The organism is Burkholderia reimsis (assembly GCF_003294055.1).
Classification (GTDB): Bacteria; Pseudomonadota; Gammaproteobacteria; order Burkholderiales; family Burkholderiaceae; genus Burkholderia; species Burkholderia cepacia.
Map to the genome: position 1 here is coordinate 48725 of NZ_QMFZ01000008.1, position 16841 is coordinate 65565.

Consider the following 16841-nt stretch of genomic DNA (forward strand, 5'->3'; position numbering starts at 1 on the left):
GATCCGAATGGCACGACACGAAAAAAAGGCTGTCACGGCATCCCGTGACAGCCTTTCGAAAGCCCGTGTGCGACGCGCCCGGCACCTGCCGTCGCGCGCCATCGGGCCCGCTCATTCACTCACTCATTCACCGAGATACGCGGCACGCACCTTCGGATCGTCGAGCATCTGCTTCGCATCGCCTTCCATCGTGACCGTGCCCGAATCCATCACGTAACCACGGTCGGCCGCCTGCAGCGCGAGGCGTGCGTTCTGCTCGACGAGCAGCACCGTGATCCCCTCCTTCGAGATCTCGCGCACCACTTCGAAGATCTTCTCGACCATGATCGGCGACAGGCCCATCGACGGCTCGTCGAGCAGCAGCAGCTTCGGCTTCGACAGGATCGCGCGCGACATCGCCAGCATCTGCTGCTCGCCGCCCGACAGCGTGCCCGCGAGCTGCGTCGCACGCTCCTTCAGGCGCGGAAAGAAGCCGAACATGCGGTCGACGTCCTTCTTGATCTGCTCGGTGTCGTTGCGCAGGTACGCGCCCATCTGCATGTTCTCGACGATCGACATCCGCGCGAAGATCCCGCGGCCTTCCGGCACCATCGCGAGGCCGCGCTTGAGCAGCTCGTGAGTCGGCACGCCCTTGATCGACTTGCCGTCGTACTCGATGTCGCCCGCCGAATACGCCTTGAGACCCGTGATCGCCTTCATCGTCGTGGTCTTGCCTGCGCCGTTCGCGCCGATCAGCGTCACGAGCTCGCCCTGACGGACTTCCATGTCAACGCCCTTGACGGCCTGGATGCCGCCGTAGTTGACCTGCAAGCCCTTGATTTTCAACATTGCCGCTGCCATCAGTGCACCCCTGCGCCGAGATATGCCTCAATCACCTTCGGATTCTTCTGCACGTCCTGCGGCAGACCCTCGGCGATCACCTTGCCGTAATCGAGCACCGTCATCCGGTTGCACAATCCCATCACGAGCTTCACGTCGTGCTCGATCAGCAGGATCGTGCGGCCGTCCGAGCGGATCTTGTCGAGCAGGCGCGTGAGTTCGACCTTTTCGGTCGCGTTCATCCCGGCCGCCGGCTCGTCGAGCGCGAGCAGCTTCGGGTCGGTCGCGAGCGCGCGCGCGATCTCGAGACGGCGCTGGTGGCCGTACGAGAGGTTGCGCGACGTGTAGTCGGCGTACTGCAGCACACCGACGTATTCGAGCAGCTCGATCGCGCGTTCCTTGATCTCGCGCTCTTCCTGGCGTTCGGCCGGCGTCTGGAACACCGCGCCGAGCAGCCCGTGCTTGGTGCGCACGTGGCGGCCCACCATCACGTTCTCGAGGGCCGTCATCCCGCCGAACAGGCGGATGTTCTGGAACGTGCGCGCGATGCCCGTCTTCGCGACCTGGTGCACCGCGGTCGGCTTGTATTCCGAGCCGTCGAGCTTGAACTCGCCGGAGTCCGGCGTGTAGAGGCCCGTGATCACGTTGAAGAACGTCGTCTTGCCGGCACCGTTCGGGCCGATCAGCCCGTAGATCTCGCCTTCCTTGATCTCGAGGCCGACGTCGGACAGCGCCTGCAGGCCACCGAAGCGCTTGTTCACGCCCTTGACGGACAGTCGGATTTGCTTGTCGCTCATGTGTATATCCCCTGTGTCCGTAGGTTAAGCGCGCACCGGCTTCTTGCTGTTGCGCTTCGCCAGTTTCGCGATCTTGTCCTCATGCTTCGGCGCGGGCCACAGGCCTTCCGAGCGGTACAGCATGATGACCACCATCGCGAGGCCGTACAGCGCCTGACGGATCACTTCCGTATCGACGACGTCATGACCGAACAGCGCGTGCTGCAGCGGGCTCATCGTCGAGCGCAGGAATTCCGGGAAGATCGCGAGCAGCACCGCGCCCAGGATCACGCCCGGGATGTGGCCCATGCCGCCGAGCACCACGCAGGCGAGCACGACGATCGATTCCCAGAACGTGAACGACTCGGGCGACACGAAGCCCTGGAACGCACCGAACATCGCGCCCGACAGGCCGCCGAACGACGCGCCCATCGCGAACGCGAGCAGCTTCACGTTGCGGGTGTTGATGCCCATCGCCTTCGCCGCGATTTCGTCTTCGCGGATGGCTGCCCAGGCACGGCCGATACGCGAGTGCTGCAGGCGCGTACACACCCAGATCACCAGCAGCGAGCACAGCACGAACAGGTAGTAGTACATGTAGACCGACGGCAGCTGCAGGCCGAACAGCGAGTGCGTCTGCGACAGGTTGAAGCCGCCGACGTGCACCGGATCGATGCCCGTGATCCCCTTCGGGCCGTTGGTGATGTTCACCGGACGGTCGAGGTTGTTCATGAAGATCCGGACGATTTCACCGAAGCCCAACGTCACGATCGCGAGGTAGTCGCCGCGCAGGCGCAGCGTCGGCGCGCCGAGCAGGATCCCGAAGGTCGCCGCCAGCGCCATCGCGATCGGCACGATGATCAGGAACGGGATGTGCAGGCCGTTCGGCGCGAGCGCCGCGATCCACTCGAACTGCGAGGTCAGGTGCGGCGAGCTCAGCAATGCCGCCGTGTACGCGCCCACCGCGTAGAACGCGATGTAGCCGAGGTCGAGCAGGCCGGCGAAGCCGACCACCACGTTCAGGCCCAGCGCGAGCATCACGTACAGCATCGCGAAGTCGAGCACGCGGACCCAGTAGTTGCCGCCTGCCGAGCCGATGATGATCGGCGCGGCGATCACGAACGCAGCGGTCAGGATGCCGATGATGACGGTCTTGGCGGTGTTGCGCTCTTCGACGAGCGACGTCGAGGATTCAATCGGTTGAATGGATGTCATGTTGTTTGCTCCCTTCCGTTACGCGCGATCCGCGACACGTTCGCCCAACAGGCCGGACGGACGGAACACCAGCACGATGATCAGCACGACGAAGGCGAACACGTCCTGGTAGTTACTGCCGAACACACCGCCCGTGAGGTTGCCGATGTAGCCGGCCCCGAGCTGCTCGATCAGGCCGAGCAGCACGCCGCCGACCATTGCGCCGCCGAGGTTGCCGATCCCGCCCAGCACCGCGGCCGTGAATGCCTTCATGCCGGGGATGAAGCCCATGTAGAAGTGCACGTTCCCGTATTCGGACGCGATCATCACGCCGGCCAGCGCGGCAAGCGCGGAGCCGATCATGAACGTCGCCGAGATCACGAAGTTCGGGTTCACGCCCATCAGGCTCGCGGTGTTCGGGCTTTCGGCGATCGCGCGCATCGCGCGGCCGAGCTTGGTCTTGTGCACGAGCAGCAGCAGGCCGCCCATCACGAGGAACGCCACCGCGATGATCACGATTTCAGTGACCGAGATCACGGCGCCCGGCGTCGTGTCGGTCGCCTTGATCACGTTGATCGGATCGGTCGGCAGCAACTGCGGGAACGGCAGCGGGTTGCGCGACCAGATGATCATCGCGGCGGTCTGCAGCAGGATCGACACGCCGATCGCGGTGATCAGCGGGGCGAGGCGCGGTGCGCGGCGCAGCGGCCGGTATGCGACGCGCTCGATCGTGAAGCCCACGAACGCACAGACGACGGCGGCGATGCCCAGGCCGATCGTCAGCGTCGCGACGTTGCCGAGTCCGGGAAAATGGTTCTGCAGCACGGTGATGGCCGACAAGGCGACCATCGCGCCGATCATCAGCACGTCGCCGTGCGCGAAGTTGATGATGCCGAGAATGCCGTACACCATCGTGTAGCCCAACGCGATGATGGCGTAGACACTGCCGAGCACCAGCCCGTTGAGAACCTGCTGGACGAAAATATCCATTTAAAGCTCCTTGGCCCGTGCTGCCGGAGGACGCTGCGCCCCGCGGGTAAGCGAGGAATCGCGCCTTCTCGGCGACACTGCGGGTACTAGTCGATACCGGTAAGGGTGGATCGTCCCGGCGCGCGCCGCCCGGCCTGTACGGCCGGACCTGCCGCCGGAGCGGATACAGAAACGGCACCGCACTGTTCCGGTGCCGTCATGAGTCCCGTCGCTAAATCGTCACGACATCGAGGACGGTGTTCGTGGCCTCCTTGAAGTCGTGGGGCAGCATGCCGAGACGGCCATCGTCCGGTTGCCCGGCATCCGTGCCTTTTCCCGTCCGGTGCGAGGCGAGCCCCGCATCCGGGCAGATCGGATTCCGTGTCGCGCTGCCCCGCAAGGCACCGCGAACGCCGCGCCCGACATTCGTCAGGACTGCGTTGGAATCCATCGTACGAACCAGACCGCGCGCCGCGACACCATGGCTCGCGGCAACACGCTGTTTCGTCGAATCGAAATGAAAAGAGGCCGGCGACATCGGCACGCTGCCCGCAGCGCCGGGCACCATGGCCGGCCTGCGTCGATCGGCGCGCACGGTCGCTGTCACGCCACGACCGGCGGCTTGCTGCGCTGCAACCTGCGTGCCCGCTGCCTGGCCGTTCGCCAGGTCAAGCGCGTTGATTTCCTCGATCGCCAAACGTGCCCCGTTTTCCTTGTCCTTGCCCAATTGCGCGATGCGGCACGCGAACGGTGCCGCACGACCGGTTCCGGCGACGCGCACGCCGCTGGCCGGCGGTGCCGCGAACACCGCAGCCTCCCTCCCCGCCCCGCCGTCGCTCTTTTTGCTGCAGCCGGCATGCATTGCAACCGGTGCGGCGACGGACACGGCGTAAGCCAACTTCACATGCATCGAATGGTCTCCCGCGCCTTGCCAAAACCCGATTTCAAAGCCATTCAGGCCTGAAAACGGGCGCATTGTAACTCCATTTATAGGACGCCAATAATCCTGATTCGATGGGGTTTTCCTGCATTGCAACCAATTTTGAGAGACGCTTGAAAACGATGGGAGCAACCCGGTTGCACCATGAATGCAAAGAATGGTTGCGATTGCAATTCCGACGGGTAAAAAAAAGCGCGCCGGGAGGCGCGCTTCGGTGTGTCCGCAGGTGCGCTGCGTCAATCAGGCAGCGGGCGGCAGGTTCAACCCGCGCGGCAGCGGAAACGACACGTTTTCCTCGATGCCTTCGAGCGCGCGGACGTTGCGCACGCCGAGCTCGCGCAGGCGCGCGATCACGGCCTGGGCGAGCACTTCAGGTGCCGACGCGCCGGCCGTCACGCCGATGCGGCGCTTGCCCGCGACCCATGCCGGGTCGATCTGGTCGGGTGCATCGACCATGTAGGCGTCCACGCCGCGCTTCTCGGCCACTTCGCGCAGGCGGCTCGAATTCGAGCTGTTCGGGCTGCCGACGACGATCACGACATCGCATTGCGGCGCCATGAACTTCACTGCGTCCTGGCGGTTCTGCGTCGCGTAGCAGATGTCCTGCTTCTTCGGCTCGCGGATTTTCGGATACTTGGCCTTCAACGCGCCGATGATCTCGGCTGCATCGTCGACGGACAGCGTCGTCTGCGTGACGAGCGCGATGCGCTCGGGATCGGCGAGCTCGAGCTTCTGCACGTCCTCGACGCTCTCGACGAGATGCATGCCGCGCTCGACCTGACCCATCGTGCCTTCGACTTCCGGATGGCCCTTGTGGCCGATCATCACGATATCGACGCCGTCCTGGCGCATCTTCGCCACTTCGACGTGCACCTTCGTGACGAGCGGGCAGGTTGCGTCGTAAATGCGCAACCCGCGCACGTCGGCCTCGTCGCGCACGGCCTTCGACACGCCGTGCGCGCTGAAGATCACGGTATTGCCGGCCGGCACTTCCTCGAGTTCCTCGACGAAGATCGCGCCTTTCTTCTTCAGATCCTCGACCACGTACTTGTTGTGGACGATCTCGTGACGAACGTAGATCGGCGCACCGTGCATCGCGATTGCGCGCTCGACGATCTCGATCGCGCGATCGACGCCCGCGCAGAAACCGCGCGGCTGGGCCAGCAGGATTTCGGCGTCGGCTGCGACGGTCTGCCCGGACAGCGTATCGGTGGTGCTCATGATTACAGGATTCCGATGATTTTCACTTCGAACGTGAGCGCTTGGCCCGCGAGCGGATGATTGAAGTCGAACAGTGCCGAGGTCTCGCTGACTTCCTTCAGCACCCCCGCGTACCGGCCGCCGTCCGGCGCATTGAACTCGATCAGTTCGCCCGGCGTGAAATCGTCGCCGACCATCCCGTTCTCGCGCAGCGTCGACAGCGTGACGCGCTGGAGCATGTCGGGATTGCGGGGACCGAACCCCTGTTCGGGCGATAGCTGAAAAGTCGAATGGTCGCCGACCCTGAGCCCGATCAGAATCTGTTCCAGCGACGGCGCCAGTTGCCCCGCGCCGAGCAGCAGCGTGGCCGGCTTGTCGGTGAAGGTGTTGACGATGTCGGCGCCGTCGGCCAGTGCCAGCCGGTAATGCAACGTGACGTGGGAACCGGGCTTCACTTCGGATAGATCGATGAGGCTCATGAATTACTCGTTCGGTCGGCGCCCGATACGGCCGAAAGGCCCGGCGCAAAGCCAATATTGTAAGTCACCTGAGCGCGCAAGGCGGAAAGTGCGACGACGTCGCGCATACCGCCCGCCGCCAATGGAGTTTCGAGCATGCTGTCACCCTGCCTCACCCTGCCGCCCGTCGAATGCCGCGACACCGCCGATCTGCCGGCCAATCCGCCCGGCCGCGGCCTCCCGATCCGCCGGCGCAAGCGCCGCCCGCGCGACTGGCGGCCCGAGCGGCCGCGCGAGCGATTGCTGGAGCGCGGGCCGGCCGCGCTGACCAACGACGAACTGATCGCCCTGTTGCTCGGCACCGGCAAGCCGGGGCACGACGTGTTCGTCACGGCCCGCGCGCTGGTCGGGCAGTTCAAGACGTTGCGCGGGCTGCTCGAGGCAACCGCCGACGATTTCGAGGCGCACCCCGGCATCGGCCCCGCGCGCTCCGCGCGGCTGGTTGCGGTCACCGAGATCGCGCGGCGCGTACTGAAGGAGAAAGCGCGCGAGAAGCGGATGATCGATTCACCCGGCGCGGTCGAGGACTATCTGCGGATGAAGATCGGCGCGCGCCCGTACGAAGTGTTCGCCGCGGTCTACCTCGACGCGCGCCACGGCCTGATCGACACCGAGGAAATCACGCGCGGCTCGCTGACGCGCATGGCCGTCTACCCGCGCGAGATCGTGCGCAGCGCGATGGCGCACAACGCCGCCGCGCTGATCGTCGCGCACAATCACCCGTCGGGCGCGGTGCAGCCGAGCGCGGAGGATCGGCGCCTGACCCGCGTGCTGCACGACGCGCTCGCGCTCGTCGACGTTCAGCTGCTCGATCACGTCGTCATCGGCACCAGTGATACTTTTTCGTTCGCACGGGCCGGTTGGCTGTAGACTGTGCCGTTGCGGCCCGCCTGAGGGCGCCGCAACGGCGATGCGAAATTAGGTTTGATTTTTCTGAACTTTTTCTGCTAGAATCGCCGTCTGTCTTTTTTCCAACCAGTTCTAGCCATCGAAGGGCCTTGTCTGTAAGGGCTTCGGCGTTCTGAGTGCAGCCATGGATCACGTGGCGGTACGATGGAACCTTCATCGGCGATCGAACCCCGAATTTAGCGTATTAGGAGTGCTCTCATGGCACGCGTATGCCAAGTAACTGGGAAAGCGCCGATGAGCGGCAACAACGTTTCCCACGCCAACAACAAGACGAAGCGCCGCTTCCTGCCGAACCTGCAAAACCGCCGGTTCTGGGTAGAGAGCGAAAACCGCTGGGTGCGCCTGCGCGTCTCGAACGCCGGCCTGCGCCTGATCGACAAGAACGGCATCGATTCCGTGCTCGCTGACCTGCGCGCACGCGGCGAAGCCTAAGCCCAAGGAGCACAATCATGGCAAAAGGCGCACGCGACAAGATCAAGCTTGAGTCGACCGCTGGTACGGGTCACTTCTACACGACCACGAAGAACAAGCGCAACATGCCGGAAAAGATGGCGATCAAGAAGTTCGATCCCGTCGTCCGCAAGCATGTGGAATACAAAGAAACCAAGATCAAGTAATCTCCGGTTTCTGCCAGCCTGACGGCGACCGAAAAGCCCCGCACATGCGGGGCTTTTTGTTTTGCGCGCACGCTCCGGCGCGACGCGGTATGCTCTCCCCTTTCCGCGGCTGCGGCCGCCGGAACGCACAAGATCAAAAGCGTAACGATGGAGATGCAGCATGAAATTCGACGTGGCGATCGTCGGCAGCGGCCTGGCAGGGCTGTCGGTCGCACTCAACCTGGCCAGCACGCGACGTGTCGCGCTGATCGCGAAACGTTCGATGATGGAGGGGGCAAGCGATAACGCGCAAGGCGGCATCGCGGCCGTCCTCGATTCGGCGGACAGCATCGAGAACCACGTCGACGACACGCTGGTCGCCGGCGGCGGGCTGTGCGACGAAGGCGCGACGCGCTACATCGTCGAGCACGGCCGCGAAGCGATCGAATGGCTGATCTCCCAGGGCGTGCCGTTCACGAAGGACGACGCAGCCGAGCTCGGCTTCCACCTCACGCGCGAAGGCGGCCACAGCCACCGCCGGATCATCCACGCGGCCGACGCGACCGGCCACGCGGTGCTCGCGACGCTGTCGGCGCGGGCGCGCCAGCATCCGAACATTACGTTCTTCGAAAACCACCACGCGATCGACCTGATCACGTCGGACCGCCTCGGCCTGCCCGGCCGCCGCTGTCACGGCCTGTATGCGCTTGACGTCGACAACGACCGCACGATCACGATCGAGGCGCCGCATACGGTGCTCGCGACCGGCGGCGCCGGCAAGGTCTACCTGTACACGACGAACCCCGACACCGCGACCGGCGACGGCATCGCGATGGCGTGGCGCGCGGGCTGCCGCGTGTCCAACATGGAATTCATCCAGTTCCACCCGACCTGCCTGTTCCATCCGTATGCAAAGTCGTTCCTGATCTCGGAAGCCGTGCGCGGCGAAGGCGGCCTGCTGAAGCTGCCCGACGGCACGCGCTTCATGCCCGCGCACGATCCGCGTGCCGAACTCGCACCGCGCGACATCGTCGCACGCGCGATCGACTTCGAGATCAAGAAGCGCGGGATCGACTGCGTATATCTCGACATCAGCCACCAGCCGGAAGCGTTCCTGCGCGAGCACTTCCCGACGATCCACGCGCGCTGCCTCGAATTCGGCATCGATATCGCGAAGCAGCCGATTCCCGTCGTGCCGGCCGCACACTATACGTGCGGCGGCGTCGTCACCGATCTCGCCGGGCGCACCGATCTCGCGGGCCTGTATGCAGTCGGCGAAACGTCGTACACCGGGCTCCACGGTGCGAACCGGCTCGCGAGCAACTCGCTGCTCGAATGTCTCGTGATCGGCCGCGCGGCGGCCGGGGCGATCGAGGCGGCCGGCTTCGATGCCGAAACGCCCGCCACGCTGCCCGCGTGGGACGAAAGCCGCGTGTCGGATGCGGACGAGGAAGTCGTCGTTGCGCACAACTGGGACGAGCTGCGCCGCCTGATGTGGAACTACGTGGGCATCGTGCGTACCGACAAGCGCCTCGAACGCGCGAAGCACCGGCTGTCGCTGCTGCGCGACGAGATCCAGGAGTACTACGCGAACTTCCGCGTGACGCGCGACCTGCTCGAACTGCGCAACCTCGTCGACGTGGCGACACTGATCGTGAAAAGCGCGTACTCGCGCCGCGAAAGCCGCGGGCTGCACTACAGCCGCGACTGGCCGAGCACGCTGCCGAAGGCACTGCCGAGCGTGCTCACGCCCCGCTCGCGCCGCTGACCGCCACGCCGTTCCCGGCTGCGGCCCACAAAAAAGCCGCTGGCGTTTGCGCGCCAGCGGCTTTTTTTCGTCAGACGCTATGTCGCGCGATCAGTCGACGATCCGCATCGAATAGTCCGTCGCGCGCACGTCCTTCGTCAGCGCGCCGATCGAGATACGGTCGACACCCGTTTCCGCGAACGCACGCACCGTATCGAAATTGACGCCGCCCGACACTTCGAGCACGGCCTTGCCGTTCGCGACACGCACCGCTTCACGCATCATGTCGAGCGTGAAGTTGTCGAGCAGCACCGACTGCGCGCGATGCGCGAGCGCCGTATCGAGTTGCGCGAGCGTCTCGACTTCGACCTGCACGGGCACGCCCGACTCCAGCGCGAACGCCGCGTCGAGCGCCTCGCCGACACCGCCTGCCGCTGCAATGTGGTTCTCCTTGATCAGGATGCCGTCATACAGCGCGAGACGCTGGTTCTCGCCGCCGCCGACACGCACAGCGTATTTCTGCGCGAGCCGCAGGCCCGGCAGCGTCTTGCGCGTATCGAGAATCTTCGCACGCGTGCCTTCGACGCGCTCGACGTAACGGCGCGTCGCAGTCGCGACCCCCGACAGCAATTGCAGGAAGTTCAGTCCGTTGCGCTCGGCCGTCAGCAGTGCACGCGCCGGCCCTTCGAGTTCGCAGACGGTCGAATCGGGCGTCATCCGGTCGCCTTCGCGATAGCGCCATTGCACGACGATCGCCGGATCGATTCGCGCAATCACGGCCTCGAACCACGGTACACCGCACAGCACGGCGTCTTCCCGCACGATGATGCGCGCCCGGCGACGCCCGCCGGCCGGCACGAGCCGCCCGGTCTGGTCGCCCGTGCCGACGTCTTCCGCGATCGCATCGGCCACGTTGCGCGCGATCGCGTCGTCGAATGCCGCACCGTATTGCTCGCGGACGACGTCGAACAGCGGGGATACGGCTGCGTTCGTCATGCAGCCCCCACGTTCGCAAACAGTTGCTGGTCGCGCTGCAGATCGCCGCTCGCCTGCACGCGCTTCTTGTGCGCCGCTGCGAAATCGAGCATCCGGTCGATCGGCAGACGTGCACGCTCGCCGATCGCGGGATCGACGAAGATCTCGTTGTGACCGCGTTCGAGCACGTCGGCGAGGTTCGCGAGGCCGTTCATCGCCATCCACGGGCAATGTGCGCAGCTCTTGCAGGTTGCGCTGTTGCCGGCCGTCGGTGCGGCGATGAAGGTCTTGCCCGGCGCCGCGAGCTGCATCTTGTGCAGGATGCCGAGATCGGTCGCGACAATGAAGCGCGTCGCGTCGAATTTCACGGCTGCGTCGATCAATTGCGTCGTCGAGCCGACGACGTCCGCCTGTGCGACGACATTTTCCGGCGATTCGGGGTGGACGAGCACCTTCGCGTCCGGATACTCGGCGCGCAGCAGGTCGAGTTCGATGCCCTTGAACTCGTCGTGGACGAGGCACGAGCCTTGCCACAACAGCATGTCCGCGCCGGTTTTCTTCTGGATGTAGCTGCCGAGATGGCGATCCGGCGCCCAGATGATCTTCTCGCCGCGCGCATGCAGGTCGGCCACGATCTCGAGGCCGATCGACGACGTGACCATCCAGTCCGCGCGCGCCTTCACGGCGGCGCTGGTATTCGCGTAGACGACGACGGTACGGTCGGGATGCGCATCGCAGAACGCCGAGAATTCGTCGACCGGGCAGCCGAGGTCGAGCGAGCAGGTCGCATCGAGGTCGGGCATCAGGATCCGCTTGTTCGGGCTCAGGATCTTCGCGGTTTCGCCCATGAAGCGCACGCCGGCGACGACCAGTGTCTGCGCGTCGTGATCGCGGCCGAAGCGGGCCATTTCGAGCGAGTCGGCGACACAGCCGCCCGTTTCGTCGGCCAGTTCCTGCAATTCGGCGTCGACGTAGTAGTGCGCGACCAGGACGGCCTTTTCACGCACGAGCAGCGCCTTGATACGTGCCTTCAGTGCAGCGCGCTCTTCGGCGGACGGTGCGTCGGGCACCTTGGCCCATGCTTGCCCCACGCCGCACACGGTCCCTGCTGCGACGGGCCGATCGTATTCGACGGGTTTGATCGTCGATTGCATCTCCATATCTCCTGTCGATCCAAGTTAGCGCTTTAGCGCTTACTTGGATCCCATGCTTCGCGGTCGACCGGCATCAGCGCCTTCGCGCCCCCTCCGGCCTCACCCCTGTGCTCGCCCCGGGGCAACCATTCGCCGCCGCCCCAAGCCTCATACAAATCCGGCCCAACCGGTCACCTTCAAAAACCGGAAGTCCAAATAAAAAACCCCGCCAACGCGGGGTTTTTGACGTCCTTAGATTCTAATCGATTTCGAATCAGGCGTAGCGGCGCAGGCGCGTCGCGAATTCCTGCAGCGCCTTGATGCCGCTTTGTTCTGCGCGATGGCACCAATCCTGCAATTGCGCGAGAAGCTGTTCGCGCGATGCGGTCGAACGATCCCAGATCGCGGCCAGATCCTGGCGGAGCTGGAAGTACGTGTGCAGCTTCTGGCTGTTCGCGAAGATTTCCGGCAGCAGCTTCTTCTGCGGCTCGTCGAGGCCGTCGGCATCCTTGTGGAACCACTTGCGCGCACCACGCATCAGCTGGTACTTCTCGCCGCCGATTTCCTTCAGGTGCGCAAGCTCCTGGCGGTATGCGCGCTTCACGGCCTTGCCGTAGCGCGCCATCACTTCGTAGCGGTTCGACAGCACGGCCTGCAGCGTTTCCTGGTCGAGCACCGTCTTCGGCTTGTTCAGGCGCGGCGTCGGTGCGACCTTCTTCACCTTCGCGAGACCGAATGCCGACATGATGCGGATGTACATCCAGCCGATGTCGAACTCGTACCACTTGTTCGACAGCTTCGCCGACGTCGCGAACGTGTGGTGGTTGTTGTGCAGCTCTTCGCCGCCGATCACGATGCCCCACGGGAACAGGTTCGTGCTCGCGTCGGCCGAGTTGAAGTTGCGATAACCCCAGAAGTGACCGAAGCCGTTGACGACGCCAGCCGCCCAGAACGGAATCCAGACCATCTGCACGGCCCACACGGTCAGGCCGAGCACGCCGAACAGCGCGACGTCGATCACCATCATCAGGCTCACGCCGAGGATCGGGTACTTCGAGTAGATGTTGCGTTCGATCCAGTCGTTCGGCGTGCCGTGGCTGAACTTGCGCATCGTCTCTTCATTCTTCGCTTCCGCGCGATACAGCTCGGCGCCCTCGAGGAACACCTTCCAGATGCCGCGCGTCTGCGGGCTGTGCGGATCTTCCTCGGTCTCGCACTTCGCATGGTGCTTGCGGTGAATCGCGGCCCACTGGCCCGTCAGCATGCCGGTCGTCATCCACAGCCAGAGGCGGAAGAAGTGGCTCGCGATCGGATGCAGCTCGAGTGCGCGATGCGCCTGGCAGCGGTGCAGGTAGACCGTCACGCCGATGATCGTGACGTGCGTGACGGCGAGCGCGAACAGCGCGACCTGCCACCACGAAAAATGCAGGAGCCCGTGGGAAAGAAAATCGAGCAGGGAATTCAACAAGGCAGTTACCTGTGATGAGAGCGACGCCGGCCCGCGCCAAGCGTCAGAAAAATGAAAGCATACCGCGTGTAGACCAGAATTTTACTTCAACCGTTCCAAGTCTTTGTAAAAAATGAACATTTTCTTGCCCTGACGCAACCAGCGCAGTCCATGGGCGGACTCGGAACGGCCCGCGATCCGGTTTCGACCGCGGGGACGATACGTTTGGTGGCCAGCTTGCGCTACGCAGCCGGCGCGCGCCCGTCCACCGCGCCGTTGCCGGCCGCCACGCCCGCGGCAGGAAAGCTGTCCGGCAGCCCCACGACCCGCACTTCGCGCTGCGGGAACGGGATCGAAATCCCGTGCTCGCTGAACAGCCGCCAGATATTGCGGTTCACGGTCGAACGCACGCCGGACGTCCCTTTCGCCGAGTCCTCGATCCAGAAACCGAGCTCAAGGTCGATCCCGTCCGCACCGAAACCCACCAGATACGGGGTCGGAGCCGGCTCCGCCAGCACGCGCGGCACGTCCCTGGCCGCCTCGGCGAGCAACACGAGCGCGTGCTCGACATCGCTGGTGTACGCAACCTGCACCGCGACCTTCGCGTAGCCGCGCGTCAGGTACGACGACTGGTTCTGCACGACGTCGGTGATCAGTTTCTCGTTCGGAATCAGCGTCTCGTTGCCGTCGAGGCCGCGCACGACCGTGTAGCGCGTGCGAATCTGCGTGACGACGCCCTGCAGCCCGCCGACGCTGATCGCGTCGCCGAGCCGCAGCGAACGGTCGAGCAGGATGATGAAACCCGACACGTAGTTGCTGGCGATCTTCTGCAGCCCGAAACCGAGGCCGACACCCACCGCGCCGCCGAACACGCCGAGCACCGTCACGTCGATGCCGACCAGCGACAGCCCGATCAGGATCGCCGCGAATACCAGCAGCGCGCGGCCGACCCGCGACAGCACGACCTTCAGGTTCGCGTCGAGCGTGCTTGCGCGCGTGAGGCGGTCCTCGAGCACCGAGCCCAGCCACATCGCGACCATCAGCGTCACGCATACCCACAGCGCGCCGGAAATCACCGACAGCAGCGTGAGGTGCGCGTTGGCGACGCGGAACTGCACGCTGTCGAGCCAGCCCAGCACGTCGCGCTGGATGCCCAGCACGGTCAGCACCATCGCGGCCCACACGACGGTCGACACGATCTTCTCGACGATCGACAGCCACGCGTGCGTGTGGCCGTCGCGCGCGAACACGCGCCGCGCGAAGAAGAACAGCACGTAGATCAGCCCGATGCCGAACAGCGGCACGAGCGCCAGCGACAGCAGCGACGTCGACATGAACGGGTCGAACGCGAGTTGCGCGGCGCCGACGAAGACGCTGCCGAACAACGGGAACAGCGCGCGCTTCAGGCTTTGCGCGCCCGCGCCGGGCGCGCGGCCGGCCGCCCGGCGGCGTGCATCGATGCGGCCGTGCACGAAGCGCGCGGTCACCCATGCGAAACACAGCGCGCCGACGAGGATCGCCGCCTGCCAGATCATCACCGGCTGGTGGAAGTCACGAATGACCGATTCCAGCCGGTGCGACAGCAGGCGGCTCTGCAGGTTTTCCATCGTCAGTCCGGGCAGTCGTTACTGCGCGGCGCGCCGTTCGAGAACCGCGGCGAAGAAGCCGTCGGTCGCGTGACGGTGCGGCCACAACGACAGGTAGTCGCCGGTCTCGAGCGCGATGCGCTGGTCATCCAGCACCTTCTGCGCCGGCACCAGCACGAACTCGGGATGATCGGCCAGGAACTGCTCGACGATGCGTTCGTTCTCGGCGTCGAGCACGCTGCAGGTGGCGTAGACGAGCCGGCCACCCTTCTTCACCAGGCGCGCGGCGCTCGCGAGGATCGACGCCTGCTTCGGCGTGAGTTCGTCGATCGCGGTGCGCGTCTGGCGCCACTTCAGGTCCGGATTGCGGCGCAGCGTGCCGAGGCCGCTGCACGGCGCGTCGACCAGCACGCGGTCGATCTTGCCGGCGAGCCGCTTGATCTTCGCGTCGTGCTCGCTGTCGATCAGCACCGGGTTCACGTTCGACAGCCCGCTGCGTGCGAGGCGCGGCTTCAGCTTCGCGAGGCGCTTCTCCGACACGTCGAACGCATAGAGGCGCCCGGTCGAGCGCATCATCGCGCCCAGCGCGAGCGTCTTGCCGCCCGCGCCCGCGCAGAAATCGACGACCATCTCGCCGCGGCGCGGCGCGACCAGCGAACACAGCAGCTGGCTGCCTTCGTCCTGCACCTCGATCGCACCTTCCTCGAACAGCTTCAGGCGCGTCAGCGCCGGCTTGCCGACCACGCGCACGCCGAACGGCGCGAACGGGGTCGCGCCCGCTTCGATGCCGCTCGCGCGCAGCCCGTCGATGACCTGGTCGCGGCTCGCCTTCTGCGCATTGGCGCGCAGGTCGAGCGGCGCCGGATAGTTCAGCGCGGCGGCGAGCTGCGCGAGCTCGTCGGCGTCGAAACGGGCCGACAGCGCCTGGTGAATCCAGTCAGGCAGGTTCGTGCGAATGCGCACCGGCAGGCTCGCCGGGTCGATTTTCGACACGTGCTCGAGCCAGGCCGACTCGGTGTCCGACAGGAACGGCTTCAGCGCATTGCGGCCGACCGTCTGCATCAGGCCGAGCAGCGTGAGGCGTCGTGCCGGCGTACCGGTGCCGCTCTCGGCGAGGTGCGAAAACTCCATTTTCCGGCGCAGCACCGCGAACACCGCCTCGGCGATCACGCCGCGCTCGGCATGCCCGAGCTTCGGGTGCGCGCGGAAGAACCGGCTCGTCGTCGCGTCGGCGGGGCCGGCGAACTTCAGCACCTCGGCCAGCAAAGTCTCGGTCTGGCCGATCAGGAATCCGTGCAGCTTCATACGCCCTCACTCGTTTCGGTATGCGGTTGATCCGCGAAAATCCAGCGCGCCTCTTCCGGCGCCACCACTGCGCGGCCGTTCTCGAGGCGCAAACGGCCCTCGATGAACCAGCGCACCGCGCGCGGATACAGCACATGCTCGACCGCCAGCACGCGCTGCGCGAGCGCCGCCGCGTCGTCGCCCGCGCGCACGGGCACCGCGCCCTGCGCGACGATCGCGCCGCTGTCGAGCTCGGGGATGACGAAATGCACGCTCGCGCCATGCAGCGCGACACCCGCGTCGAGCGCCTGCTGATGCGTGTGGATGCCCTTGAAGCTCGGCAGCAGCGACGGATGGATGTTCAGCAACCGGCCTTCGTATCGTCTGACGAATGCGGGCGTGAGGATGCGCATGAAGCCGGCGAGGACGACGAGATCGGGCGCGAACCGGTCGATCTCGGCGGCGAGCGCCGCGTCGAAGCTGTCGCGGCCGTCGAACGAGCGGTGGTCGACCACCGCCGTCGCCACCCCGTGCGACGCGGCAAAAGCCAGTCCGGCCGCGTCGGGCCGGTTGGCGATCACGGCGGCAATCTCGGCCGGCCAGCGTTCCTGCGCGCACGCGCGGACGATGGCCTCCATGTTGCTGCCGCGACCGGAAATCAGGATCACGAGTTTTTTCATCCGCGAATTTTACCATTCGCCCCCGCGTTTCCCGCCTTCTCGGCCGCCGGCCCGCCCGAACGTTTATA

General features: G+C 65.4%; 17 protein-coding genes. 4 read left to right on the forward strand and 13 right to left on the reverse strand.

Annotated features, from left to right (window positions below; genetic code table 11):
* Positions 1 to 123: 123 nt before the first annotated feature.
* The 7 genes from DPV79_RS11985 to DPV79_RS12015 form a co-directional block, all read right to left on the reverse strand.
* Positions 124 to 840 carry an ABC transporter ATP-binding protein gene (locus DPV79_RS11985; RefSeq protein WP_042975782.1) on the reverse strand — a complete coding sequence of 239 codons (717 nt, stop codon included), beginning with the start codon at positions 838 to 840 and terminating at the stop codon, positions 124 to 126.
* Positions 840 to 1616, reverse strand: a complete 777-nt coding sequence (locus tag DPV79_RS11990) for an ABC transporter ATP-binding protein (protein WP_021160760.1) — start codon at positions 1614 to 1616, stop codon at positions 840 to 842. Before DPV79_RS11990 ends, DPV79_RS11985 begins: the two co-directional genes overlap by 1 nt.
* Positions 1617 to 1640: 24 nt before the next feature.
* Entirely contained in the window at positions 1641 to 2810 is a 1170-nt protein-coding gene (locus DPV79_RS11995) for an ABC transporter permease subunit (RefSeq protein ID WP_027786675.1), read from the reverse strand.
* Between the two features lie 18 nt (positions 2811 to 2828).
* Positions 2829 to 3779: a branched-chain amino acid ABC transporter permease gene (locus DPV79_RS12000; protein ID WP_021160758.1), complete on the reverse strand. Its 951-nt coding sequence runs from the start codon at positions 3777 to 3779 to the stop codon at positions 2829 to 2831.
* A gap of 211 nt (positions 3780 to 3990) precedes the next feature.
* Positions 3991 to 4734: an amino acid-binding protein gene (locus DPV79_RS12005; protein WP_208866720.1), complete on the reverse strand. Its 744-nt coding sequence runs from the start codon at positions 4732 to 4734 to the stop codon at positions 3991 to 3993.
* 204 nt (positions 4735 to 4938) lie between these two features.
* On the reverse strand, positions 4939 to 5919 hold the full coding sequence (gene ispH, locus DPV79_RS12010; protein ID WP_021160756.1) for a 4-hydroxy-3-methylbut-2-enyl diphosphate reductase: 981 nt from the start codon (positions 5917 to 5919) through the stop codon (positions 4939 to 4941).
* A gap of 2 nt (positions 5920 to 5921) precedes the next feature.
* Positions 5922 to 6377, reverse strand: a complete 456-nt coding sequence (locus tag DPV79_RS12015; RefSeq protein WP_021160755.1) for an FKBP-type peptidyl-prolyl cis-trans isomerase — start codon at positions 6375 to 6377, stop codon at positions 5922 to 5924.
* Between the two features lie 135 nt (positions 6378 to 6512).
* Between DPV79_RS12015 and radC the strand changes: the two genes are divergently transcribed.
* The 4 genes from radC to nadB all read left to right on the forward strand — a co-directional run bounded on the left by radC (position 6513) and on the right by nadB (position 9689).
* Positions 6513 to 7286: a RadC family protein gene (gene radC / locus DPV79_RS12020; RefSeq protein WP_113045523.1), complete on the forward strand. Its 774-nt coding sequence runs from the start codon at positions 6513 to 6515 to the stop codon at positions 7284 to 7286.
* 237 nt (positions 7287 to 7523) lie between these two features.
* The gene (gene rpmB / locus DPV79_RS12025; protein ID WP_004186391.1) at positions 7524 to 7757 is read left to right on the forward strand and encodes a 50S ribosomal protein L28; all 234 of its coding nucleotides are present in this window, start codon (positions 7524 to 7526) and stop codon (positions 7755 to 7757) included.
* Between the two features lie 17 nt (positions 7758 to 7774).
* Complete coding sequence (gene rpmG, locus DPV79_RS12030) at positions 7775 to 7942, forward strand: 50S ribosomal protein L33 (RefSeq protein ID WP_006478046.1); 168 nt, start codon at positions 7775 to 7777, stop codon at positions 7940 to 7942.
* Positions 7943 to 8102: 160 nt separating this feature from the next.
* The gene (gene nadB / locus DPV79_RS12035; protein WP_048022600.1) at positions 8103 to 9689 is read left to right on the forward strand and encodes an L-aspartate oxidase; all 1587 of its coding nucleotides are present in this window, start codon (positions 8103 to 8105) and stop codon (positions 9687 to 9689) included.
* Between the two features lie 90 nt (positions 9690 to 9779).
* On the opposite strand, the gene nadC is transcribed toward nadB, so the two are convergent.
* From nadC to purN, 6 genes are all read right to left on the reverse strand, one after another.
* Positions 9780 to 10664, reverse strand: a complete 885-nt coding sequence (gene nadC, locus DPV79_RS12040; RefSeq protein WP_021160751.1) for a carboxylating nicotinate-nucleotide diphosphorylase — start codon at positions 10662 to 10664, stop codon at positions 9780 to 9782.
* Complete coding sequence (nadA, locus tag DPV79_RS12045; protein ID WP_021160750.1) at positions 10661 to 11797, reverse strand: quinolinate synthase NadA; 1137 nt, start codon at positions 11795 to 11797, stop codon at positions 10661 to 10663. The genes nadC and nadA overlap by 4 nt, the downstream gene beginning before the upstream one ends.
* Before the next feature lie 253 nt (positions 11798 to 12050).
* Positions 12051 to 13244 (reverse strand): DesA family fatty acid desaturase, encoded by a 1194-nt coding sequence (locus DPV79_RS12050; RefSeq protein WP_027786669.1) that lies wholly within the window; start codon positions 13242 to 13244, stop codon positions 12051 to 12053.
* Positions 13245 to 13465: 221 nt separating this feature from the next.
* Entirely contained in the window at positions 13466 to 14830 is a 1365-nt protein-coding gene (locus tag DPV79_RS12055; protein WP_059484686.1) for a mechanosensitive ion channel family protein, read from the reverse strand.
* 18 nt (positions 14831 to 14848) lie between these two features.
* On the reverse strand, positions 14849 to 16114 hold the full coding sequence (locus tag DPV79_RS12060) for an RsmB/NOP family class I SAM-dependent RNA methyltransferase (protein WP_060340752.1): 1266 nt from the start codon (positions 16112 to 16114) through the stop codon (positions 14849 to 14851).
* Positions 16111 to 16773 carry a phosphoribosylglycinamide formyltransferase gene (purN, locus tag DPV79_RS12065; RefSeq protein ID WP_021160746.1) on the reverse strand — a complete coding sequence of 221 codons (663 nt, stop codon included), beginning with the start codon at positions 16771 to 16773 and terminating at the stop codon, positions 16111 to 16113. Before purN ends, DPV79_RS12060 begins: the two co-directional genes overlap by 4 nt.
* Positions 16774 to 16841: the final 68 nt, after the last annotated feature.